Origin of the sequence: Bradyrhizobium sp. WYCCWR 12699, from assembly GCF_032144035.1 — a bacterium.
Taxonomy (GTDB): domain Bacteria; phylum Pseudomonadota; class Alphaproteobacteria; order Rhizobiales; family Xanthobacteraceae; genus Bradyrhizobium.
In genome coordinates this window covers 151074-173985 of record NZ_JAVTJN010000034.1, presented here as the reverse complement: position 1 = coordinate 173985, position 22912 = coordinate 151074, and the positions used below count along the sequence as shown (strand labels likewise).

Annotated in this window: 20 protein-coding genes; 15 read left to right on the top strand and 5 right to left on the bottom strand. The window is 65.0% G+C overall.

Annotated elements, in window-relative coordinates; all coding sequences use genetic code 11:
- The first annotated feature begins 89 nt into the window (after positions 1-89).
- The 7 genes from RPS27_RS24300 (at position 90) to RPS27_RS24270 (ending at position 5473) form a co-directional block, all read left to right on the top strand.
- Positions 90-626: a histidine phosphatase family protein gene (locus tag RPS27_RS24300; protein WP_313754680.1), complete on the top strand. Its 537-nt coding sequence runs from the start codon at positions 90-92 to the stop codon at positions 624-626.
- Positions 627-692: 66 nt separating this feature from the next.
- Entirely contained in the window at positions 693-1118 is a 426-nt protein-coding gene (locus RPS27_RS24295) for a universal stress protein (protein WP_194403262.1), read from the top strand.
- 42 nt (positions 1119-1160) lie between these two features.
- Positions 1161-1763, top strand: a complete 603-nt coding sequence (locus tag RPS27_RS24290) for a hypothetical protein (RefSeq protein ID WP_313754679.1) — start codon at positions 1161-1163, stop codon at positions 1761-1763.
- A gap of 467 nt (positions 1764-2230) precedes the next feature.
- The gene (locus tag RPS27_RS24285) at positions 2231-3235 is read left to right on the top strand and encodes an alpha/beta hydrolase (protein WP_313754678.1); all 1005 of its coding nucleotides are present in this window, start codon (positions 2231-2233) and stop codon (positions 3233-3235) included.
- A gap of 244 nt (positions 3236-3479) precedes the next feature.
- Positions 3480-4286, top strand: a complete 807-nt coding sequence (locus RPS27_RS24280; protein WP_313754677.1) for a transglutaminase family protein — start codon at positions 3480-3482, stop codon at positions 4284-4286.
- Positions 4273-4401 carry a hypothetical protein gene (locus tag RPS27_RS24275; protein WP_256438851.1) on the top strand — a complete coding sequence of 43 codons (129 nt, stop codon included), beginning with the start codon at positions 4273-4275 and terminating at the stop codon, positions 4399-4401. Before RPS27_RS24280 ends, RPS27_RS24275 begins: the two co-directional genes overlap by 14 nt.
- An 865-nt stretch (positions 4402-5266) precedes the next feature.
- The gene (locus RPS27_RS24270; RefSeq protein ID WP_313754676.1) at positions 5267-5473 is read left to right on the top strand and encodes a hypothetical protein; all 207 of its coding nucleotides are present in this window, start codon (positions 5267-5269) and stop codon (positions 5471-5473) included.
- 1090 nt (positions 5474-6563) lie between these two features.
- Here the strand turns inward: RPS27_RS24270 and RPS27_RS24265 are convergent.
- A complete protein-coding gene (locus RPS27_RS24265; protein ID WP_212068756.1) occupies positions 6564-6800 on the bottom strand; it encodes a DUF1127 domain-containing protein in 237 nt (78 codons plus the stop codon).
- 186 nt (positions 6801-6986) lie between these two features.
- Between RPS27_RS24265 and RPS27_RS24260 the strand changes: the two genes are divergently transcribed.
- Complete coding sequence (locus tag RPS27_RS24260) at positions 6987-8330, top strand: PLP-dependent aminotransferase family protein (protein ID WP_313754675.1); 1344 nt, start codon at positions 6987-6989, stop codon at positions 8328-8330.
- A gap of 153 nt (positions 8331-8483) precedes the next feature.
- On the opposite strand, the gene RPS27_RS24255 is transcribed toward RPS27_RS24260, so the two are convergent.
- Entirely contained in the window at positions 8484-9071 is a 588-nt protein-coding gene (locus RPS27_RS24255) for a hypothetical protein (protein WP_313754674.1), read from the bottom strand.
- A 93-nt stretch (positions 9072-9164) separates the two neighbouring features.
- Here RPS27_RS24255 and RPS27_RS24250 point away from each other — a divergent pair, with 93 nt between their 5' ends.
- A complete protein-coding gene (locus RPS27_RS24250) occupies positions 9165-9599 on the top strand; it encodes a hypothetical protein (protein ID WP_211419755.1) in 435 nt (144 codons plus the stop codon).
- 3 nt (positions 9600-9602) lie between these two features.
- On the opposite strand, the gene RPS27_RS24245 is transcribed toward RPS27_RS24250, so the two are convergent.
- From RPS27_RS24245 to RPS27_RS24235, 3 genes are all read right to left on the bottom strand, one after another.
- Positions 9603-12002 carry an EAL domain-containing protein gene (locus RPS27_RS24245; RefSeq protein WP_313754673.1) on the bottom strand — a complete coding sequence of 800 codons (2400 nt, stop codon included), beginning with the start codon at positions 12000-12002 and terminating at the stop codon, positions 9603-9605.
- A gap of 116 nt (positions 12003-12118) precedes the next feature.
- Complete coding sequence (locus tag RPS27_RS24240) at positions 12119-13528, bottom strand: MFS transporter (RefSeq protein ID WP_313754672.1); 1410 nt, start codon at positions 13526-13528, stop codon at positions 12119-12121.
- Positions 13529-13666: 138 nt separating this feature from the next.
- On the bottom strand, positions 13667-14173 hold the full coding sequence (locus RPS27_RS24235) for a ferritin-like domain-containing protein (protein WP_194403272.1): 507 nt from the start codon (positions 14171-14173) through the stop codon (positions 13667-13669).
- A gap of 426 nt (positions 14174-14599) precedes the next feature.
- Between RPS27_RS24235 and RPS27_RS24230 the strand changes: the two genes are divergently transcribed.
- The 6 genes from RPS27_RS24230 to gudD all read left to right on the top strand — a co-directional run bounded on the left by RPS27_RS24230 (position 14600) and on the right by gudD (position 22846).
- Positions 14600-15682 carry a YbhN family protein gene (locus RPS27_RS24230; RefSeq protein ID WP_194403273.1) on the top strand — a complete coding sequence of 361 codons (1083 nt, stop codon included), beginning with the start codon at positions 14600-14602 and terminating at the stop codon, positions 15680-15682.
- Between the two features lie 86 nt (positions 15683-15768).
- Positions 15769-17721 carry a hypothetical protein gene (locus RPS27_RS24225; RefSeq protein WP_313754671.1) on the top strand — a complete coding sequence of 651 codons (1953 nt, stop codon included), beginning with the start codon at positions 15769-15771 and terminating at the stop codon, positions 17719-17721.
- A 297-nt stretch (positions 17722-18018) separates the two neighbouring features.
- Entirely contained in the window at positions 18019-19371 is a 1353-nt protein-coding gene (locus RPS27_RS24220) for an MFS transporter (RefSeq protein ID WP_211419759.1), read from the top strand.
- Between the two features lie 125 nt (positions 19372-19496).
- Positions 19497-20402, top strand: a complete 906-nt coding sequence (locus RPS27_RS24215; RefSeq protein WP_194403276.1) for a LysR substrate-binding domain-containing protein — start codon at positions 19497-19499, stop codon at positions 20400-20402.
- 131 nt (positions 20403-20533) lie between these two features.
- Positions 20534-21478: a 5-dehydro-4-deoxyglucarate dehydratase gene (gene kdgD / locus RPS27_RS24210; RefSeq protein ID WP_259214290.1), complete on the top strand. Its 945-nt coding sequence runs from the start codon at positions 20534-20536 to the stop codon at positions 21476-21478.
- Between the two features lie 24 nt (positions 21479-21502).
- A complete protein-coding gene (gene gudD, locus RPS27_RS24205) occupies positions 21503-22846 on the top strand; it encodes a glucarate dehydratase (RefSeq protein ID WP_313754670.1) in 1344 nt (447 codons plus the stop codon).
- The last annotated feature ends 66 nt before the right edge of the window (positions 22847-22912 follow it).

Here is a 22912-nt window from a genome sequence, read left to right as displayed (position 1 = left end):
GTTTCTTAAGATACCAACCGGGCGCCTGTCACCTTGTCCTCAACCGGCACCTGTAGATTATTCTGGACGTGGAACGATTCGAGAATGCCATGCGCCGTTTGATGCTGCTGCGTCACGCCAAGACAGAGACTGACGCGCCGAGCGGCCGTGACCAGGACCGCCGCCTCGACGACCGCGGCCATAAGGATGCCGCCCAGATCGGCGACTGGATCGCCAACCATCCGCCCTTCCCCGATACCGTGCTGGTGTCGCACGCCGTCCGTGCCAGGCAGACCTGGGACACCGCCTGGGCGGCAATGAAGGACCGCGTCCCGGTGCCGCAGGTCGAGATCCTGCCGGAACTCTACGGCGCCGATCCCGCGCAGATCCTGGACTCCATTCGCACTGCAACGGCCCCGGCCAATCCAAGGCAATTGCTGCTGGTCGCCCATAATCCCGGCATGCACGAGGCCGCGCTGATGCTGATGGGCGGCGGCGATCCTGCCGGTGCCAAGGCGCTCGCCGACAATCTGCCCACCTCGGGGCTTGCGATCTTCGACTTTGACGTCAAGGATTGGGGTGACGTGGCCTACCGCCGCGGCAAACTGGTGCTGTTCACCAGCCCCAAGCTGCTTCGATCGGCTTGAGACGCGCGAGCGCCGTCTCGACCGGTTGATGCAGTGCGATCAAGGGCTGAAGATTTGGAGGCGCAGATGTTCAAGTCCATCCTCGTGCCCATCGACCTCGCCGACACCGATCTGGCCAAGCCGGCGATCGCGACCGCGGCCACGCTGTCGCAGACCTGGAGCGGCCAGGTGCGGCTGCTCAACGTGCTGCCGATGACGCCGGTGATGCTGGCCGAATACGTGCCGGCCGATTTCGACGAGCAGCAGCGCCAGACCTCGGAAGAGGCGCTCGCCATTGTCGCGCGCGAATCCGGCATCGACCCCGCCCGCATCTCCAGCGTGGTCCGCCAGGGCGGCATCTACCACGAGATCCTGGAGGAAGCCGTGCACATGAAGGCCGATCTGATCGTGATGACCTCGCACCGGCCGGCGATGCGCACCTATTTCCTCGGCTCCAACGCCGGCCACGTCGTGCGCTACGCAAAATGCTCGGTGCTGGTGGTGAGGCACTAGCTCAGAGCAAACGCGGTCGGAGCCCGGATGGAGCGCAGCGCCATGAAGCGATGGTGGCGACGATGGACCTACGAGGTCCCGCTCGCGATCGGTGATGCGCTGTGGGAGGTGCTGGTCGTCCAACTGGCGGCGCAGATGGATCGACTGACGATCCGCAAGGTCATAGCCTTGATCCCCATCGCGATCATCGTCGTGGCCTACTATCACAGGATTCCGATTCCACCGGAACTGATGCTGATCGGCGATTTCCTCGCCTATATCGACATCTTCTCTGTCCTCATCCTGGTCGGCATGCTGAGCCGCGTCGCGACGATCCTGTTCATCGTCAAACGGGCCGCGGCGCGCATCACCCTGCTCGGCGGCCGCGTCATCTCGCGCTTGCGACGGCTCGACATCCGGCACCGGCGCCAGCACGGCGCCGCGACACGGCCTCGCCGCAAGCCCGAGAGGTCCGAAGATGATCGAGCTTATGGCTGTCCCTGGGATGACCTCGAATCGGCGATGCGCACCTATTTCCTCGGCTCCAGCGCCGGCCACGTCGTGCGCTACACCAGCGGCGAGTTCGTAGAGCATGATAGGATGGAACAGTTTCTCGGTTGGAACGTTCACCGTCATCGCCGCCCGGCTCTCGGCTATCATCGGTGATGAGAACGCCTGATCGCGCTCCCGCCCTCACGGAAAGGAACGCCAGATGCAGCGTCACCGGTTCAAACACACAAAATCGCTCAATGAGCGCCTCCTCGAAGAGGCTACAAAGCTAAGAGAGGAAGCGAAGCTGCTACCGCATGGCCCGTTGCGGGAAGCTGCAACGAAAAGGGCCCGGCAGGCCGAGATGGCGGCACATATGGATGATTGGCTCTCCTCTCCGGCGTTGCGATCGCCGAAGAAGGACGAGACGCCGGGCCCAGGCTAGGCATCTGGGCCCGCAACAGACTGGCGCTAACCTGCCCGCGTGCAGGTGCGGCGCTTTGCCTAAGAGTGAATGCGGTTACAAGAAGAACGATCAGATTTGGGCGCCGCACAGGAACCAACGGACGACGCCCTCGTTTGAACTACCTGCAACATTTCTCATTCTGCCCTGAGGCATCGTGCAGACCCACTGAGGTACTGCCATGACCTTGCTGCGCACACGCTCCCCTTCGCTCGTCTCCAACTGGCTCAGTGCCGCAAGGCAATATCCCGCGGTCGCCGCTGTTGCTGGAGTTGGAGCGGTGCTTCTGGGGACAGCTCTCATCAATCGCCAGCTTGCCAGGAAGGCACAACGCGATAATCCGCCACAGGGGCGGTTCATCGAGGTCAATGGCGTGCGTCTGCACTATGTAGAGCGCGGCAACGGCCGGCCACTGGTGCTCTTTCATGGCAACGGCAGCATGATCCAGGACTTCGAGTCGAGCGGCTTGATTGATCTGGCCGCCAAAAACTACCGGGTTATCGTCTTCGACCGCCCGGGATTCGGACATAGCTTGCGGCCCCGCAATGCGGTTTGGACCCCTGAGACCCAGGCAGATCTTTTCGGGGAAGCACTCGGCCGTCTGGGCGTTCAGCGCGCGATTGTGCTGGGACACTCATGGGGAGCGTCGCTCGCAGTGGCGCTAGCGATCAGGCATCCATCGCTGGTCGAAGCATTAGTGCTGGCGTCGGGATATTATTTCCCGACCGCCCGCACCGACGCCACGGCCTCTTTGGCACCTGCAATCCCTGGACTCGGCGATATCATCAGTTACACAATATCCCCGATCTTCGGGCGGCTGATGTGGCCTGTGATGTTGCGCAAGCTATTCGGCCCGCGCACAGTGCCCGAGAAATTCGCCGACTTTCCCAAGGCAATGGCTGTACGGCCAGCACAGATGCGTGCCAGTGCCGCAGAAGCGGCCTTGATGGTCCCGGCGGCTTTTGTCGCTGCGAAGACCTATAGTGAGCTCAGGATGCCCACGATCATCATCGGGGGTGAGGACGACCGTCTGATCGACATCGAAACGCATTCGGTCAGGCTCCACGAAGAGATCAAGCAAAGCAAACTGCACCGGATCGCCGGCGTCGGTCATATGGTCCATCAATCTGCGACGCCCGATTTGATGGCGGCCATCGACGAAGCCGCTGCCGCGACATTGCACTAGACAATGGCCGCCGCGAATGCTGGCGAGCACCGCGCCCTCCGCTCGGGATGGTCGGACACGGCATGGTGATGGGACGTGCCTTGGCGTTGCCGCACTTGGCATTGCGCTCGGTCAGCTGCATAGCCATTTCCTCTTCAGCGACGCCGCAGACCGGACTGTCGCAGCGATGCCGACCTGAGTTCGAGCCAACCCGACTCATCCGCCGGCCAATTCCAGTCAGCGCAGTTGGAGCCGAGGCCTAAGCATGCAGATTCGGGTCGGCTTCGAAATGGTCTACGACTTCCCGCAAGTCACGCCATTGATCGCGATGGTCGGAACGCATTTCACGCGGGCATCCGATGTTGTCGTACCGGATCACCTCATCACCTCGCCTTCCGTTCCGATCACGCCTTACCGCGACAGCTTCGGGAACTGGTGCAGCCGGATGGTTGCGCCCCGCGGCCGCATGCGCCTTACTGCCGACGGAACGGTGCGCGACAGCGGCTTGCCCGATGTGATCGTGCCTTCAGCCACGCAGCACGCGGTCGAGGATCTTCCATCGGACACCCTGCTCTATCTGCTCGGCAGCAGGTATTGCGAAACAGATCGGCTTTCCGACATCGCGTGGAAGCTGTTCGAGAAAACGGCGCCCGGCTGGGCGCGCGTCCAGGCGATCTGCGATTTCGTCCACCATCACATCGCGTTCGGATACGAGCACGCGCGGGCGACCATGACGGCGTGGGAGGTCTTCAACGAGCAGAAGGGCGTCTGCCGGGACTATGCGCATCTCGCCATTGCGTTCTGCCGCTGCATGAACATTCCAGCGCGCTACTGCACCGGCTATCTCGGCGACATCGGCATTCCGCCGCCGCATGCCCCCGGCGACTTTGCGGGTTGGTTCGATGCCTACCTTGGCGGTCGCTGGTACACCTTCGATGCACGCAACAACACCCCGCGCATCGGCCGTGTCCTGATCGCCCAAGGCCGCGATGCGGCGGATGTTCCGATTGTTCATATTTTCGGACCAGGCGAGCTCATCAGCTTCAAGGTGTGGACTGATGAACTGGTATGAGCCGCTCGTCCGGGTCATTGCACGCAAGATCGACGAGATTGATCTCGCTAATTGGCAAGGCGAGTGCTACAAGGCTGGCATCACCGCGCGCTTCTTGGCTGTTATCGGTGACTGAGAGCATCGCGCTCCCGCCTCCACCCGACAGAAGGCGGTCAGATGTCCGATTCGGTCAAATTCGACATTCGTGAGTGGCTCGTGCCACCTTTACTGGTGCCTATCTTCCTCGTGCTGCTGATCGCGATCGTGGCCGGTCTCTAGCGGCGGGCGGTCCGTCAATGACCCGCGCCAAAATGCAAGCGCGGCGCTTCAGCCAACTCGCGAGCACGCGAGCCGAGACAGGAGGCGGCAATGGCAAACACAGCAATCATCAGAGATGCCTACGGCGTTCCGGCGGTTTTCACGGGTTCGAAGACGGGTCGGGACGATGCTCCCTTCGTGTTCGTGAGGGTCGGAAACGAGGAGCGCAGGATGCGCTGGTCCGAATGGGATGCCCTGCCGGCCTGGACCGGCGAGCGGCCCATTTGGGCGAGTACAACCAAGTAATATGGAGTGTTCAGCATGACGCCGGCCCGAACGAGCACATGGACCAGAGCGCTCTTGCTGGCGGCGGTGGTGGGCACATCCACGACCGCAGCTGTGGCGGCGGAGCCAAACTGCCGTGCGATCGAAAGCACCAACGCGCGCCTGTCGTGTTACGATGCGGCATTTCCTCCGAGAACAGCGAGACCCGCCCAAGCGAGCATCAGCTCATCGTCAGGTGACAAGGATCCGTTTCTTGCGGAAGACGCACGAACCGCCGCGAAGCTGAAGAATATTTGCCGCGGCTGCTGAGTTTCACAGATAGTTCCCGCGCGGAAGCGAAATAAAGCACTCGCTATCCAGCAGATAGAGTCGCATTGTCTCGCCACCGCCGAGCGGCCCGTAGCATCTATCGGTGGTGTGAACGCGAGTTGCGCTCCCGCTTTACCCCGCAGCGGAGCATGAAAATCTTGGCTCGACGATTCCCAGAACCATCATCGACATTCGAATATCGTCTGGCGCAAGAGGCACTCAACCTTCGCCAGCAGGCCAAAGGGATGCCCGCTGGTATCCGCCGCTCGGAGCTTATGCGAAAAGCCCGGCAGATCGATGTTGCCGGAGAGGTCAACAAGTGGTTGACCTCGCCGGGCCTGTTGGCGCCGCTTTAGGTCTCAATCTCCAGTGGGCTGAACCTACGCCCTCTGCGTAAAGACCTATTGGTATCGGGATTTTACTCTCACCCTCCCGGGGCTGATCAGCCGCCGCCTGCGCTTCATTTCAAGCGGGCGGCGTTTTTGCTTGCGATGGCGAGCCCTTCTCCGGGACTGTTCCCCAGCAAGAGGGCTGCGCAGCCACAATCCCTTGCGCTGCCGCCGGGCAAAACACCCGAGCTATGGGTCAACGCGCGCCGCGGAAAATATTCCGCTTTACCGAAATTCGGAAATCGCGCATGTGTCGCGGCAACCCGGCCCAAGCACAAGGGGCGTATCGCGATCGTCACGAACGCGGGCCGGGCGGCGGTGGGCGCTGATGATACCGGCGCGAAGGGCTTTTGCAGGGCGGGCAACCGTGAGCAAGGCCATCGCGCACACGACCGGTGCCATCAGCGTACGGCAAAATCGTGTGGTCCTGGCGCCCGCAGTCTGTGCGTCAAGTCTTGTGGTGATGTGGCGGCCCGACCGGGTTCGCGCGTCAGCCATCCGCAAGGCGACGGGGGCAATAGTGCAACGCTCCCCGGGGAGAGCACGACATAAGCCGTTCAAACCACTGCGCAGGGAAGGCCGGGATGTCCCCGGTTGCCCTGTTCTCCGCTATGCAGCAGCACACGCAGTCTGCCCTTGGCATGGCGGTCCACGGGAGCCAACCGGCTCCTGGCCTTCCCTGCGCCCTCTTTCGATGAGGGCGAAGAGATCAAGCAAAGCTCGGGCGAAACGCGCCGCGAGAATGCGAAGCCGCGTCTGCAGAATTGCAGGATGGGCAGAGCGAAGCGAAACCCATCATTCTTGTGCGGGGAAGCATCATGGGTTTCGCAAGTGCTCGACCCATCATACGGACTGTGTCCGCAATGAAGATGCTGTGTCCACAATGACGAACTGGAAGCAGTCGCGCGACAAACTCCGCTTTTGTGCCCCGGACGCAGCGCAGCCCGAAGCGGTGCGATGCAGAGCCGGGGCCCATGTTGCAGCGTGTGCGCGGCCCCTGGGTCCCGGCTCTGCGCAGCAACGCGTTGCTGCGCGTCCGGGACGCGACAGTGATGGCTTACAGATACCGCGTCAGCTCGGACTTGAACTGCCCGTAGACGGCGTCCTCGATCTGGCTGCGCGTGATCCCGATGTCGCGCAGGGCGCGGTCGTCGAGCTCGTTCAGCGTCTTGACGGCGGTACGGCGCTCGAGGCGATCGAACAGCGCATAAGCGGCGTGGGCGAGCGTGGTGAAAAATCCGCCCGTCGAGGATGGGCGTAAACTCCGCCCGGCAGTTTGCGAGATCGTGGTCATTTTCTTCTCCGGCCTGTCGTTCCGCGCGGCGAAAGCAAATGCCGTTGGCGCGGACGCACTGGGCGTCTGCACCTCATTTGCCGTCGGATTGCTCTCGCTCTCCTCGGCTCAATCGCGGACCTTGATGGAACTTAAATGCTTCAGTACACTACTCGGAGCAAGTAAAACATTGCTCTCGGTGCAATAATGTCCAAGTTCGAGTACGTGAAGCTTGCCGATGCCATTGCCTCGGATATCTCTAACGGCACGTTAAGGCCCGGCGATCGGCTGCCGCCGCAGCGCAATTTTGCCTATGACCGTGGCATTGCGGTCTCGACCGCGAGCCGGGTTTATACGGAGTTGCTCCGCCGTGGGCTCGTGGTCGGCGAGGTCGGCCGCGGTACTTTCATCTCCGGCGACATCAGGCGCGAGGTCGAGGCGTTGAGCGAGCCGCGCGAGGCGCGGATCGATTTCGAGGTCAATTACCCGCTATTGCCGCAGCAATGGGCGATGATCGCCAAGAGCCTTGCGGGACTGGAGCGCGTCGATGCGCTCGAATCAGCGCTGCGCGCCTCCACCAGCACCGGCACCAAGAGCGCGCGCAATGCGGCCGCCGCCTATCTCGCGCGCAAGGATTTCGCGCCGCAGGCCGAGCAGATCGTCTTCACGGCCAATGGCAAGCAATCGCTTGCGGCCGCGCTCGCGGCGCTCGTGCCCACCGGCGGCCGCTGCGGCGTCGAGGCGCTCACCTATCCCTACGTCAAGAGCATCGCGGCGCGGCTCGGCATCACGCTGGTCCCGATTCCGATGGACGAGTACGGCGCGCGGCCCGATGCCATTCAGAAGGCGCATCGCGAGGCGCATCTGTCGGCGCTGTATCTGCAGCCCATCATCCAGAACCCGCTCGGCGTCACCATGAACGCGACGCGGCGCGCCGACATCATGCGCGTCGCCGAAAAGCTCGACCTCACCATCATCGAGGACGCCGTGTACGGCTTCCTCGCCGACGACACGCCGCTGGCAGCTCTCGGGCCGGACCGCTGTATCGTGATCGACAGCCTGTCGAAGAAGGTCGCGCCGGGCCTTGCGCTCGGCATCCTCGTGGCACCGCCGCAACTGCGCGAGAGCGTGATGAGCGCGGTCCGCACCGGCGGCTGGATCGCCTCCGGCCATGCGCTGGCGTCCGGGCAGCGGCTGATGGCCGACGGCACCGTCGCCGAGCTCACGCGCCTGAAACGCATCGACGCCTCGCGGCGTCAGCAGACCGCGGCACGGCTGCTCGCCGGCTACCAGCTCGCCGCCGACCCGCGCTCCTATCATCTGTGGCTGACGCTGCCGCCGCACTGGCGCTCGCAGACCTTTGTTGCCGCTGCGGCCCGGCGCGGCATTGCACTGACGCCGTCCTCCACCTTCGCCATCGCACACGGTCATGCCCCGAACGCGGTGCGCCTCGCACTCGCCCCGCCCACCTTCGAGCAGCTCGATTCCGGCCTGCGCACCATCGTGTCGCTGCTCGGCACCAAGGAAGAGGATTTCGACTCCACGGAGTAGATCGCGGGGGCCCTTGCGCCGACGCGCCTCCAGCCGAGTACAAGTTCCGCCGGGATGTCCGCTCGGACCATGGCCGCTCATCGGCGTTTATTCGGATTGCTCCGAGCCCTACGGCAGGCCCCGCTGACAATCGATCAGCGGCCGGTTGCAAGGCTACGGCAGCAGCGATTGCGGCAGGCGCGCCAGGGTATAGGCGCGTGGCTGGTTGCGCCGCACGAAGCCGCCGACCTGCCAGGCGAACAGCGCGGCAAAGCCGACGATGAACATCGCGCCGGCGAGCTCGCCGATCATCAGCGCACGGATCAACAGGCCCGCCATCACCACCGTCAGCGCCGCCAGGAATGCCAGCACGATCGCATAGGCGGTGCGGCCGAGCCCGGCGGTCAGCGCCGGGTGGCTGCCGGCCTCGGCCATCCGCGCATGCAATTCGACGATGAACGCGCGAAAGCCGTTGTCCTGCGGCGCCATCAGCGCCGCGGTCTGCCAGCTCGTCGACAGGATCGCGATGCGGCGGCCGCTCCTGTGCGTGACATCGGCGCGAAAGCGGTGCTGCTGCATCGACACCGGGCGGAACGACAGCCGGATTGCGCTGATCTCGTCATAAGGCCACAGGCCCGAGCGGCCGGAGATGTGCCAGGACAGCCCCTGCTCCGTCAGCTCGAAGCGATGCGCCGAGCCGATCAGCGACGCCTTGTAGGCATAGCTCACAACTGGCGCGGCCTCGGCCTCCGAACCCTGCATCCCGACAACCGATCCCGTCCGCGCGATCCCGTCCGCGCCATCCCGCCGGCGATCCGCTTGCGCGATCGCCCTCGCCCATCCTACAAGCGAGGCATGGTTGAGACGACCTTTTTTCCGCGCCGTCTGATTCTCGGCGCCGCAATGATCTCCGGCGTGCTGCTGGCGCTCGCGGTGCACATGCTGGGCGCGCGCTACGGGCTCGACCTCGGCGGGCTCTGGCGCTCCGACACGGCCGAGTTCATCCCCGCGGGCGCGGCGATTGCCTGGTGGCTGATCGCCACGGTCGGATTCTCCGGCGGCTATTTCACCGCGAGCTTGATGCAGAGCGCCGTGTCCGGCCAGATCCCGCAGCGGATGCGCCAGTTCCTGATCGCGGTCGGCGTGCTCCTGCTCGCGGGCGCGGGTCAGGTGGCCTCGGCGCCGAGCCCGATCCCAACCGTCTCGGGCGTGCTCGCCGGGCTCGCCGCGCTATGCCTTGGCGCCGTCATGGCGTTCTGCGGCGCCCATTTCGCGCTGCGCCGCGGCTGAACCTCACGCCGACGCCAGCAGCCGCGGGCGGTCCAGCATGATCGTCACGTCGGAGGCCGGCCGCGGCTTGCTGAACAGATAGCCCTGCGCCTGATTGCAGCCCTCGCGCCTGAGCAGCTCGAGCTGCGCATCATTCTCGACGCCTTCCGCGGTGGTGACGATGCCGAGGCTGCGGCCGAGGCCGGTCACGGCGCGGATGATCGCCATGGAATCCTCGCGCGTCGCCAGCTCCGACACGAACGAGCGGTCGATCTTGATCTTGTCGAACGGGAAGCTGCGCAGATAGCTGAGCGACGAATAGCCGGTGCCGAAATCGTCGAGCGAGATCCGCACCCCCATGCCGCGCAGCTCGTGCAGGGTGGTCAGCGTCGCCTCGCTGTTCTGCAGCAGCACCGATTCGGTGATCTCGAGCTCGAGGCGTCGCGCATCGAGCCCCGAAGCGGCCAGCGCCTCGGTCACGGACGCGATCAGGTTCGGATTCTTGAACTGCACCGGCGACAGATTGACGGCGAGGTCGACGTCGTCAGGCCAGCTCGCCGCGTCGATGCAAGCGGAGCGCAGCACGAATTCGCCGAGCTGGACGATCAGTCCGGTCTCCTCGGCCAGCGGGATGAAGTCGATGGGTGCGATCAGGCCGCGGTGCGGATGGTTCCAGCGCAGCAGCGCCTCGAAAGCGACGACGCGACCGCTGATGACGTCGCGGATCGGCTGGTAGTACGGCTCGAACTCGCCACGTTGCAGCGCCGCGCGCAGATCCATTTCCAGGAGCCGCCGCGCCTGCGCGCGGGCATCCATCCCGGTCTCGAAGAAGCGATAGGTGCCGCGGCCGTCCGCCTTGGCGCGGTAGAGCGCGAGGTCGGCATTCTTCAGCAATTCGTCCGGGTCGCTGCCGTCCTGCGGCGACAGCGAGATGCCGATCGAGACGCCGATCACGATCTGATGATCGTCGATCTCGTACGGTGCCGAGATGACCTCGACGAGACGGCGGGCGAGCGATCTCGCGGCGGTTTCCTCGGAGCGTCCGATCTGGACCACCGCGAACTCGTCGCCGCCCAGCCGCGCCACGGTGTCGCTTTCGTCGACGACGGCCTTCAGCCTGCGGCCGACCTCCTTCAGCAGCGCATCGCCGATGGGATGGCCGAGCGAGTCGTTGATGTCCTTGAAGTGATCGAGATCGAGACAGAGCACCGCGAGCTGCTCGCCCGACCTTGTCCGGCGCAGCCCCTGCTCGAGCTGCTCGTGGAACAGCACGCGGTTCGGCAGGCTGGTCAGCGCGTCATGGCGCGCCATGTGCGAGATCTTGGCCTGCGCCTCCAGCCATTCGGTGATGTCCTCGAAGGTCGCGACCCAGCCGCCGCCGTGCATCGGCTGGTTGACCACCCGGATGGAGCGGCCGAACCGGTTGACCACGTCAGTCGTGGTGCGGCCCTCGCGCGCGTCGGCGACGAGGCGGGCGAAGAATTCATCGGCATCGCCCTGCCATTGGCCCTTGGCCTGCTCGTCCCGCAAGATGTCGACCAGCCGGCGGCCGGTCAGCGCGATGTCGGTGCGGCGAAGCATCGCCGCATAGCGCTCGTTGAACAGAATGATCTTGCCGTCGGCGTCGAACATGCACAGCCCCTGCGACATGTTCTCGAGCGCCGTGTCCAACACCATTTGCTGGGCCCCCAGTTCGCCTTTGGTGCGGCGGTCGAGCAGCGCGGCCACGAGGGCGATCGCGATGATCGCGACCGCGGCGCTGGCAGTGAGGAAGGACAGCGAGGCCGGCGGGATCGACAGGCCGCTGATCGCGAGCGTCGGATCCGGCGTCAGCAGCACCGCGCTCATGGCCGTGAAATGATGTGCCACGATGGCGACCGTCAGCAGCGCAGTCGCCGTCAGCGCATGGAAGAGGTCATCGCGTCGCGCCGCCACGAACAGGGCAAGCGCCGCAAAGAGAATTCCGGACAGGATCGAGATAGCAACCGTGCTTCCGATCCAGCCCACCCGCGCGGGTATCTCCAGCGCCGCCATGCCGGTGTAATGCATCGCCGCGACACCGGTGCCGACGATGGCGCCGCCAAGGGCGACCCACGCCGCGCGCGAGGACGATACGGCGATGCTCAGCCCGACGAAGGTCACGGCGATCGCAAAGATCAGCGACATGATCGTCACCGGGATGTTGTAGGCGCCCGCGCCTCCCGGCCCATAGGCGAGCATCGCGATGAAATGCGTCGCCCAGATGCCGCAGCCGCTGACGGCGGCATCGAGGCCGATCCAGGCAAGACGTTCGAGCCCGTGCGTCGCACGCGCGCGATGGAACAGGCTGATCGCCGCGGCGCTGGCGAGCAGGCACACCGCACCGCCGAGCGCGACGAGGCGCAGATCGTGCTCCTCGGTAAGACAGTAGAGAACTTGATACATTGCGGGCCCCGTCCCTATGGACTCGCACTTGAACCAACAGAGGTGGACGATCGGTAACCGGCTACATGACCGGTCCGCGAATGGTAAATGGCGGATGTCCGGATTCGTTCACATTGTCATTCTCGCGCCGGTGCACCGAAGCCGATCGCCGCCGCCGCCAGCAACAAGACCGCCGCTGAAATAATCAACGACACATGCAGGCCTTCCATGAAGGCGCCTGTTCCCGCGATCAGCGATCCAAACAAGGCAACGCCGAGGACGCTGCCGGTCTGCCGCGTCGCGTTGAGGACGCCCGCCGCGATGCCGGAGCGCGCTTTGTCGACGCTGCCCAGCAAGGTCGAGGTCAGCGGCGGTACCAATAGCCCTAGGCCGCCGCTGATCGCGATCATCTGCCCGCAGATCATCCAATAGCTCGTGTCGGCCGCGATCCACAGCAGACCGAGACAGCCGAGCGCCGACACGCAGGCACCGACGACGATGGTCGGGCACGCGCCGATGCGCTCGGCGAGGCGCGGCGCCAGCAGATTGATCGGCAGCACCGCCGCCATCATCGGCACGAAAGCAAGCCCGGTCCACCACGCCGACAGCCCGTTGATCCGCTGGAAGTACAGGCTGAGCACGAAGATCAGGCCGTAGATGGCGATGTTGACGAGCAGGCCGACGAGCGAGGTGAGCGCGAACAGCCTGTGGCCGAACAGCGACAACGGCAGCATCGGCTGCGCCGCGCGCCGCTCGCGCCAGATGAAGAGCGCAGCGAGAATGGCAGAGCCGGCAAAGCCTGCGATCACCGCCGGATGTCCCCAACCCAGCGCACCGCCTTCGATAATGGCGCCGGCCAGCGCCCCCAGCGCGCCGATCGCGGCAAGCTGGCCGGGCAGATCGACCTCGCGCGAGCGCGCCCGTGTGGTCTCGCGGGCATAGCGCCAGCTCAGCCACAGGCCGGCGAGCCCGATCGGCAGATTGACCAGGAAGATGGCGCGCCATCCGACCAGCGTGATCAGCGCGCCGCCGACGAAGGGGCCGGCGGTGAGAGCAAGGCTGGCTCCGGCTGCCCAGACCGCAACGGCGCGGCCGCGTGCGCGGTCGTCCGCATAGGCATGATTGAGCAGCGCAAGTGAGTTCGGCACCAGGATCGCCGCCGCCAGCCCCTGGACCAGCCGGGCGCCGATCAGCACGGCCGCATTGGGCGACAGCGCGCAGGCGAGCGAGGCCGCGGTGAAGATGGCGAACCCCGCCATGAAGACGCGCTTGGCGCCGATGCGGTCGCCGAGAGCGCCAGCCGTCAGGATGAAGGCGGCAAACGCGATGGTGTAGGCGCTGACCACCCATTGCAGCTCGGCGACGCCGCCGCCGAGCGCCCGGCCCATCGCATCGAGTGCCGTGTTGACGATGGTGACGTCGAGCTGCACCACGCCATAGCCGAGACTCATTGCGGCCAGCGTGAGAGAAGTCGCAAGAGCCGAGCCCGCGCGTGGCGTGTCGGCCCTGCCGTCGAAGGTTTCATATTTGATCGTGTTGGCTCGCATGCTGCACCTCGATTGCAGCCCCATGCGACATGTACGCCTTTAACCCGCCGTCATGCTTCGAGAACGACCGAATAATGATGTTAAGCGTGAAAGCGCCGCGCGGACCACCGCGCGGCGCCAATCATGATTGGCCTTGCATCAGCTCGCCGCGCGCAAATTCACCTTGCTCTCGGCGAGCGTCGTCAGCTTCTTGTCGGTCGCCTTTTCCTCCTCGAGCGTCTTGGCGAGCACGCTGGCGCAATCGTTGCGACCGAGCTGCTTGGCCCAGGCGATCAGGCTGCCGTAGCGCACGATCTCGTAATGTTCGGCGGCCTGCGCCGCGTTGATCAGCGCGGCATCGAGCACCGCCTTGTCGGCGACTTCGCCGGCGGTCTCGTCGGCTTCCTCGATGATGCCGTCGATCGCCGGACAGTCGACCGCCTTCACGGGGACGCCATGCATCTTGAACACTTCCTCGAGCCGCTTGACGTGCTCCTTGGTCTCCTCGAGGTGCGTCAAAAAGCCCTGTTTCAGCTGTGGATCCGTGGCCTTGCTCGCCATCTTCGGCAGCGCCTTGGTCAATTGCTGCTCGGCGTAATAGATGTCCTGGAGCTGGTGCACGAACAGGTCATTCATGGTCTTGATGTCTTTTGTGAACAGTCCCATCGTTCCGTCCTCTTCCGGTTCTTGGAACACGAAGGCCGCGGCCTGCACGAAAAGCCGCTTATTCCGCCATGCTCGGTTGCTGATGGGGCCCAACGAGCGCCCGGCATCGACGTTCCAAAAAAGACCCGTAAGGCTTGCGCTGGAACAATGCGGCCGGCGCCGGGACCTGAAATCATAGGGCCCATACGAACGCACGAGCCGGCCGGTTTCACGACTCATATGCTTAACGCGCCTTCGATGTGAACCACGTATGACAAAGTGGCCGGTCCAGCGCAGAACCTCTTGTTGTCAAGGGCTGCACAAGCCGCTGTTTTTGCCTTAAATGAGCTGGATCATGTCGAGCGATCGATGCCTGCCTTTGGCCATGATCACACCCGACTGGCCAATGCCTGGCCCGGTCGGTCTTGCCCCCCGCCGGGAGGATGAATGCACGGACTGCTGCCCGCGCTGAAACGCGGCTTCAAGAGATGGATCGGCTGGCGACGCCTTGGCGTTGCCGCGAGCATCTTCATCATCGCTTTCGCGATCACCACGCTGGTGCGGACCCTCAAGGGCATCGATACCGGGGTCATCCTGACTGCGTTAACCGAGATCCCCCGCGGCAGCATCGGGCTGGCGGCGATCTGCGTGTTTTTCGCGTTCTGTACGCTGACCTTCTACGATTTTTTTGCACTGCGAACGATCGGCAAGAAGCACGTGCCCTATCGCATCGCGGCGCTCTCCAGCTTCACGTCCTATTCGATCGGCCACAACATCGGCGCCACCGTGTTCACCGGCGGCGCGATCCGCTTCCGGATCTATTCGGACTATGGCTTGAACGCGATCGACGTCGCCAAGATCTGCTTCTTGTCGGGCCTGACCTTCTGGCTCGGTAACATCTTCGTGCTCTCGATCGGCATGGCGATCCATCCGGATGCGGCGTCCTCGATGGATCAGCTGCCGTCGTCGATCAACCGGCTGATCGCGCTTGGCGGCCTCGCCTCGATCGGCGCCTATCTGGTCTGGCTCTGCATGGGCGAAAAGCGACGCGAGCTCGGCCAGAAGGGCTGGAAGGTGGTGCTGCCTTCCGCGCCGCTGACCCTGGTCCAGATCCTGATCGGGGTGGTCGATCTCGGCTTCTGTGCCACGGCGATGTACCTCCTGATGCCGGCCAACCCGCCGATCGACTTCATGTCGCTCGCCGTAGTGTTCATCCTGGCGACGCTGCTCGGCTTCGCCAGCCATGCGCCCGGCTCGATCGGGGTGTTCGACGCCGCCATGCTGCTGGCGCTGCCCGAATTCGGCCGCGAGCAGCTCCTGGCGACGCTCCTGGTGTTTCGCATTCTCTATTTCGTGATCCCGTTCGGCCTTGCCATCTCCATCATGGGCACCCGCGAGCTCTGGATGAACGTGGTGGAGCCCTGGCAGGAGCGGCGGCGGCTGGCGGAGGCCTGTGCCCAGGCCAATCTGCCCAAGGAGGTGACGCCCATGGAGCGCGAGCGGTTGCTGCGGCAGGCCAACAAGCGCTGAAATGGTCGGCCCGGACCAAAGGGTTGCGGGCGGCGGCGCAATGCTCTCTTATTTCCGCCTCAACTTTGCCGTTGAAGACGCGGGCCATGATCCCTGTATTCCTTCGTACCCTGTCCGCCTGCGCCCTGCTGCTGGCCGGGCTTTTGACCGTTTTGCCGGCCGAACGCGCCGCCGCCCAGGATGCCGGCACGCTGCAGATCAGTTGGGAGGTACGTAATCGCTTCCGGCTGTTCCGCGAGGAGCGCGACTTCCTGCTCCATGTCGAGAATGCGCGTAACCGCAACATCCTCGCCGCAGAACAATCGCTGGAGCAGCAGAGCGAGGGCCGCGGCTGGGCCCGCAACATGGTCAACCGCCTCTGCATCGACCTTCAGGGCCGCGTCAACCAGCCCTGCACCCGCGACAACACCAAGGAAAACTACCTCACCCCGATCGACCATCCCGTCACCGTACGCCTCGTCGGCGCGGTGCCGGTCGGCGCCATCTGCGCCTGGTCGTTCGACGACGGCGACGGCCCGCAACAATCGACCTTCGATTGCGCCGAGCCGATCAATTTGCGTGTCCGCTACGGCAAGCCGACGGTCGCGACCGTCGATGTCTCCTCCGGCTCCGATCCGACCCAGAAGGTCCAGACCGAGATCCAGGTCCGCGACGTCTTCGTCGCCGGCCTCGGCGACAGCATCGCCTCGGGCGAGGGCAATCCGGACCGGCCGCTGGCGCTGTCCGACGAAGGTTTCTGCTTCCGCTCCTATCTCGGCACGGCCGGCGGGCAGTACTATCGGCCGAGCCGCCACGGCTACAAGGGCGGCCGCGCCTGCGAGGCGCCGGATACGCTCGCCAACTGGCAACGCTACAGTGCGCTCTGGTTCAACGCGCCCTGCCACCGCTCGCTGTACAGCTACCAGACGCGCACCGCGCTGGCCCTCGCGGTGCGCTACACCCACATTGCCGTGACCTATCTGCCGCTCGCCTGCACCGGTGCCAGCATCAGCGACGGGCTGCTCGGCTCGCAGCGCGCCCGCGAATGCCCGCCCGGCAAGACCGGGGTCTGCAACACCAGCGTGAACGCCCAGGTCGCCGAGCTGCGCGAGGCGCTGACCGCGGCGAAGAAGCGCCAGCCCGATCGCACGCTCGACCTCGTGCTGATCTCGGCCGGCGCCAACGACGTCTATTTCTCCGGCCTGGTCGCCGACGTCATCGTCGACACCGCGACCGAGCGGGCGCTGTTCCGCCGCTCCGGCGTGATGGCGAGCGTCGACGATTCCCGGGATGCGCTGGCCCGCGAGCTGCCGCAGAACTTCGTCAAGCTGCGCGAGGCCTTGAAGCCGCTGGTCGGCGGCGATCTCTCCCACGTCGTCTATGTCTCCTACGCCAATCCCGCGCTTGCCGATGGCGGCGTGCCCTGCCGCGGCGGCCGCGCCGGGTTCGACATCCATCCGTCCTTCAACGCCGACCCGCAGCGCCTCGCCCGCGTCTCGACTTTCGTCGACACTGAGTTCTTGCCGCAATTGAAGGCGCTCGCCACCTGCACCCGCGGCGCGCTGTGCCGCGATCCCGAGGCCGACCGCATGACCTTCGTCGATGCGCATCAGGCCGCCTTCGCCGACCACGGCTTTTGCGCGCATTCGGGCAACGATCCCGAATTCGACCGCGCCTGCTTTGCCGAGAACGGCCAGAGCTTCAATCCTGATATCGTGAGCGCAGCGAGCCAGCCGATGCTGTGCGGCCGCGGCGCCTCGGAATACCGCGCCTACCTGCCCCGCGGGCGCTGGATCCGCGACGCCAACGACAGCTACTTCGCCGCGATGACCTATCCGCAAGGGCTGCCGGCGGCGAGCCAGCCGACCGACATCCACGACGCCACATGGGGCGTGCTCTCCGCCGTCTATGGCGGCGCGGTGCACCCGAGCGCCGAGGGGCATGCGGCGATGGCGGATGCGGCATTGCCGGCCGCGAGTGCCGTGCTCGGACTGGATGCCGTGCCGCCGGGCGTGACGCGCGGGGTGCTGCCGCAGCTGTTGCCGAGCGCGCAGCAGTAAGCAACGCTGCCTTCGCAAACTCAATGTCATCGTCCGCGCAGCCGGACGATCCAATAATCCGTAACAGCTGCAATTGAATCGAGACGCTGCGGCATGCTGAATTCCCCGCCTGCGCGGGGAATGACCATGGAGTGCGCTGTGAGCGCATTCGCCATCTCCACGCAATCGTTCCCCTCATCTGCCGTTCCATCAATCCAAAAACGGCATCGATCGATACTGCCTTGAACTTGGACACTCCGCCGCACGCGCCTCTAGGAGTCGCCTGGAGGAAATGTTCGAGTTTCAAGGAGGCGCCTGATGAGCGCAGTGGTGTCCGCAGCGGACGTGAGGCGATCTCGCGTCAGGCTGTTTATCGTGACCATGTTGTTCCTGGTCACGACCGTGAATTATGCCGACCGCGCCACGCTGTCGATCGCAGGTCCCGCGCTCTCCAAGGAGCTGCATCTCGATCCCGTCGCCATGGGCTGGATCTTCTCGGCGTTCGGCTGGTCGTATGTCGTGGCGCAGGTACCGGGCGGCTGGCTGCTCGACCGTTACGGCTCGCGCCTCGTCTATGCCTTCAGCATCATCATCTGGTCGCTGTTCACGCTGATGCAAGGCTGGGTCGGCTTCCTCAGCGCCGGCACGGCCGTCGTGGTGCTGTTCGCGCTCCGCCTCCTGGTCGGCGTCGCGGAAGCGCCGTCCTTTCCCGCGAATGCCCGCATCGTCGCCGCTTGGTTTCCGGGCAATGAGCGCGGCACTGCGTCGGCCTTCTTCAACTCCGGACAATATTTCGCGACCGTGATCTTCGCGCCGCTGATGGGCTGGATCGCCCACTCGTACGGCTGGCGCTTCGTGTTCTTCGTGATGGGCGCGCTCGGCATCGTCATGGGCTTCGCCTGGCTCAAGACCATCTACGGCCCGAAGGAGCATCCCTCGATCAACGAGGCCGAGTTCGACTACATCAAGGACGGCGGCGCGCTGGTCGATCTCGACGCGCCCAAGGACGACCTGCCGCGCGCGCGGTCGCCCGAGGCCGGCTCCGGCTGGGACCACATCCGCCAGCTGCTCTCCAACCGCATGATGCTCGGCGTCTATCTCGGCCAGTACTGCATCAACACGCTGACCTATTTCTTCCTGACCTGGTTTCCGGTCTACCTCGTCAAGGAGCGCGGCCTGTCGATCCTGCAGGCCGGCTTCGTCGCGACCCTGCCGGCGCTGTGCGGCTTCATCGGCGGCGTGCTCGGCGGTATCATCTCGGACGCGATCCTGCGCCGGACCGGCTCGCTGACCATGGCGCGCAAGATCCCGATCGTCGGCGGCATGCTGCTGTCGATGTCGATCATCGCCTGCAACTATGTCGACGGACAGGCACTGGTGGTCGGTTTCATGGCGCTCGCCTTCTTCGGCAAGGGCATCGGTGCGCTCGGCTGGGCCGTCGTCTCCGACACCTCGCCGAAGGAAGCCGGCGGCGTCTCCGGCGGCCTGTTCAACACCTTCGGCAACCTCTCCTCGATCACCACGCCGATCGTGATCGGTTACATCCTGGCCGCGACCGGCTCGTTCAACGGCGCACTGGTGTTCGTCGGCCTCAACGCGTTGGTGGCGGCGTTCGCCTACCTCGTCATCGTCGGCAAGATCGAGCGGGTGACGCTCAAACGTTCCTCCTGAGGGCTCCCATGGGAGCTTGACCAGGCAACTCAACGGCGGCCCTCAGAAGCCGCCGTCTTTGTTTTTGGGGGTGATCGATGCTAGAAGTCCCGGGGAAACGCCTTATTCATCTAAGGCATGTATCGATGTTCGACCTCAACCAGCTCCGCTGTTTCGTCACGGTGGCCGAAGAACTGCATTTCGGCCGCGCCGCCGCGCGGCTGAACATGACCCAGCCGCCGCTGTCCCGGCAGATCCAGGTGCTCGAGCACATCATCGATGCGCCGCTGCTGGAGCGCACCAGCCGCTCGGTCCGCCTCACCCCTGCCGGGCGCAGCTTCCTGCCGGAGGCGCGGCGCATCCTGAAGCTGGCGGAAAGCGCCTCGCAGGTCGCCCGCCGCATCGCGCTCGGCAAGACCGGCTCGCTGAAGATCGGCTTCACCGCGGCCGCCGCCTACGGCTTCCTGCCGGAACTGGTCGCAGCCTGCCGCGCAAAATTGCCCGAGGTGGATTTCTCGCTGAAGGAGATGGTGTCGGGCGACCAGTTCGAGGCGCTGACTTCGGGCCAGATCGACGCCGGCCTGCTCCGGCCGCCGATCGCGCGGCCCGAGCTCACCAGCCGCCGCGTCGTCGCCGAGCCCCTGCTCGCCGCGATCCCGAAGAAGCATCCGCTGGCGAGCGCCGACAGCATCACCATCAAGGATTTCGACGACCAGCCCTTCGTGATGTATTCGCCCTATGAGAGCCGCTACTTCCACGATCTCCTGGTGGCGCAATTCACCCGCGCCGACGTGCTGCCGCGCTATGTCCAGCATCTCAGCCAGATCCACTCGATCCTCGCCATGGTCCGCGCCGGACTCGGCCTTGCCATCGTGCCGGCCGCGGCTGCGGGCCTGAAGATTTCCGACGTCCGGCTGCGTCCGCTCAAGCTGCGGGGCCGCGTGCCGGTCGAGTTGTTCATGGTCTGGCGCCGCGACGATGAGAATCCGCTGCTCTCGGCACTGGTCAAAATCGCCGGTGAATTGTCCTCCGCGGAGGTGGCGGAGGATTGATGCTCAATCCGCATCGGTCGATATAGGCTTTAGCTTGGACCCGCATCGAACGGTCTCCTAAACCACGGCGCATGGACGCGCAGGCATCGAGGCCCGCGTCCTCCACAACACGCACGAAGGGAACAGCGCCCGTGAGCAAGATGACCCCGCAGGAAATGGCCCAGAAGATCGGATCCGGCCTCCTGTCCTTTCCCGTCACGCCATTCAAGGCTGACTACTCCTTCGACGAGGCGACCTACCGCGCCAACATGGACTGGCTGTGCGGCTACGACGTCGCGGGCCTGTTCGCCGCCGGCGGCACCGGCGAATTCTTCTCGCTGACGCCGACCGAAGTTCCTGAAGTCGTGAAGGTTGCCGTCGACGAGACCAAGGGCCGCGTGCCCGTGCTCGCCGGCACCGGCTACGGCACGGCGATCGCGCGCGAGATCGCGATCGGCGCGGAAAAGGCCGGCGCCGACGGTTTGTTGCTGCTGCCGCCCTATCTCACCCATGCCGAGCAGGAGGGCCTTGCCGCCCATGTCGAGGCAGTCTGCGCCGCCGTGAAGATCGGCGTCATCGTCTACAACCGCGACAACGCCATCCTGCAGCCCGACACGCTCGCCCGCCTTGCCGAGCGCTGCCCGAACCTCGTCGGCTACAAGGACGGCATCGGCGACATCGAGCTGATGACCCGCGTCTACACCAAGCTCGGCGACCGCCTGACCTATGTCGGCGGCCTGCCGACCGCGGAGACCTTCGCGCTGCCCTATCTCGACATGGGCGTGACGACCTATTCCTCGGCCGTGTTCAACTTCGTGCCGGAATTCGCCACCAATTTCTACGCGGCCGTGCGCAAGCGCGACCACGCCACGATCCAGGCCGGCTTGAAGGACTTCATCCTGCCGCTGATCGCGATCCGCAACCGCAAGAAGGGCTATGCGGTCTCGATCATCAAAGCCGGCATGAAGGTGATCGGCCGCGATTCCGGCCCGGTCCGCCCGCCGCTCACCGACCTCACCGAGCAGGAGATTGCGGAAGTGACCGCGCTGGTGAAGAATCTGCCCGCCATCCGATCGACACAACAGGCGGCAGAATAGGCCGACCACAACGAGGAGCGAGCGATGGCCCTGACCGAGATTTCCGGCGCACCAATCGTCATGGCGATGCAGGTGATACCGGTCGCCGGCCGCGACAGCATGCTCCTCAATCTGAGCGGCGCGCACGCGCCGTTCTTCACCCGCAACATCGTCATCCTCACCGACAATGCCGGCCACACCGGCGTCGGCGAGGTGCCGGGCGGGCAGAAAATCTGGCAGACCCTGCAGGACGCGCGCGACCTCGTAATCGGGAAGACCGTCGGCGCGATGAACAACATCCTCGCCGACGTCCGCACGGCTTTCGCCGACCGCGATGCCGGCGGCCGCGGCAAGCAGACCTTCGATCTGCGCGTGATGATCCACGCGGTCACCGCGATCGAATCCGCGCTGCTTGATCTGCTGGGTCAGCACCTCAACCTGCCGGTCGCAGCCCTGCTCGGCGAAGGCCAGCAGCGCAGCAGCGTCGAGACGCTCGGTTATCTCTTCTTCGTCGGCGATCGGCGCAAGAGCAAGCTCAACTACGTCAGCGGCGAGACCGGCAAACCCGAATGGTTCAACCTCCGCCACCAGGAGGCGATGACGCCGGAGGCCGTGGTGCGGCTCGCGGAAGCCACCCACGACCATTACGGCTTCGCCGACTTCAAGCTGAAGGGCGGCGTGCTGCGCGGCGAGCGGGAGATCGAGGCCGTCACCGCCATCGCAAAGCGTTTTCCCAACGCACGCGTGACGCTCGACCCCAACGGCGCCTGGTCGCTCGACGAGGCGATCAAGCTTTGCAAGGGCATGCACGGCATCCTCGCCTATGCCGAGGACCCCTGCGGCGCGGAGGCCGGCTTCTCCGGCCGCGAGATCATGGCCGAGTTCCGCCGCGCCACCGGGCTGCCCACCGCGACCAACATGATCGCGACCGACTGGCGGCAGCTCTCCCATGCGCTGCGCCTGGGGGCGGTAGACATCCCCTTGGCCGATCCCCATTTCTGGACCATGCAAGGCTCGGTGCGCGTCGCCCAGACCTGCCGCGACAACGGCCTGACCTGGGGCTCGCATTCCAACAACCATTTCGACATTTCGCTGGCCATGTTCACCCATGTCGGCGCCGCCGCCCCCGGCAAGGTCACCGCGATCGACACCCACTGGATCTGGCAGGACGGCCAGGCGCTGACCAGGGAGCCGCTTCAGATCAAGGGCGGCAAGATCGCCGTGCCTGACAGGCCGGGCCTGGGCGTCGAAATCGACAGGGCCGCTATCGACGCCGCGCATGACCTCTACAAGCAGCATGGACTTGGCGCCCGGGATGACGCTATTGCCATGCAGGACCGGATCCCCGGCTGGACCTTCGACGACAAGCGTCCGTGCTTGGTACGGTAAAACACTCAGGCCTGATCCCGGAAAAGTGGACACCGGTTTCCGATCAGGATCATGCCCCTTGAATAT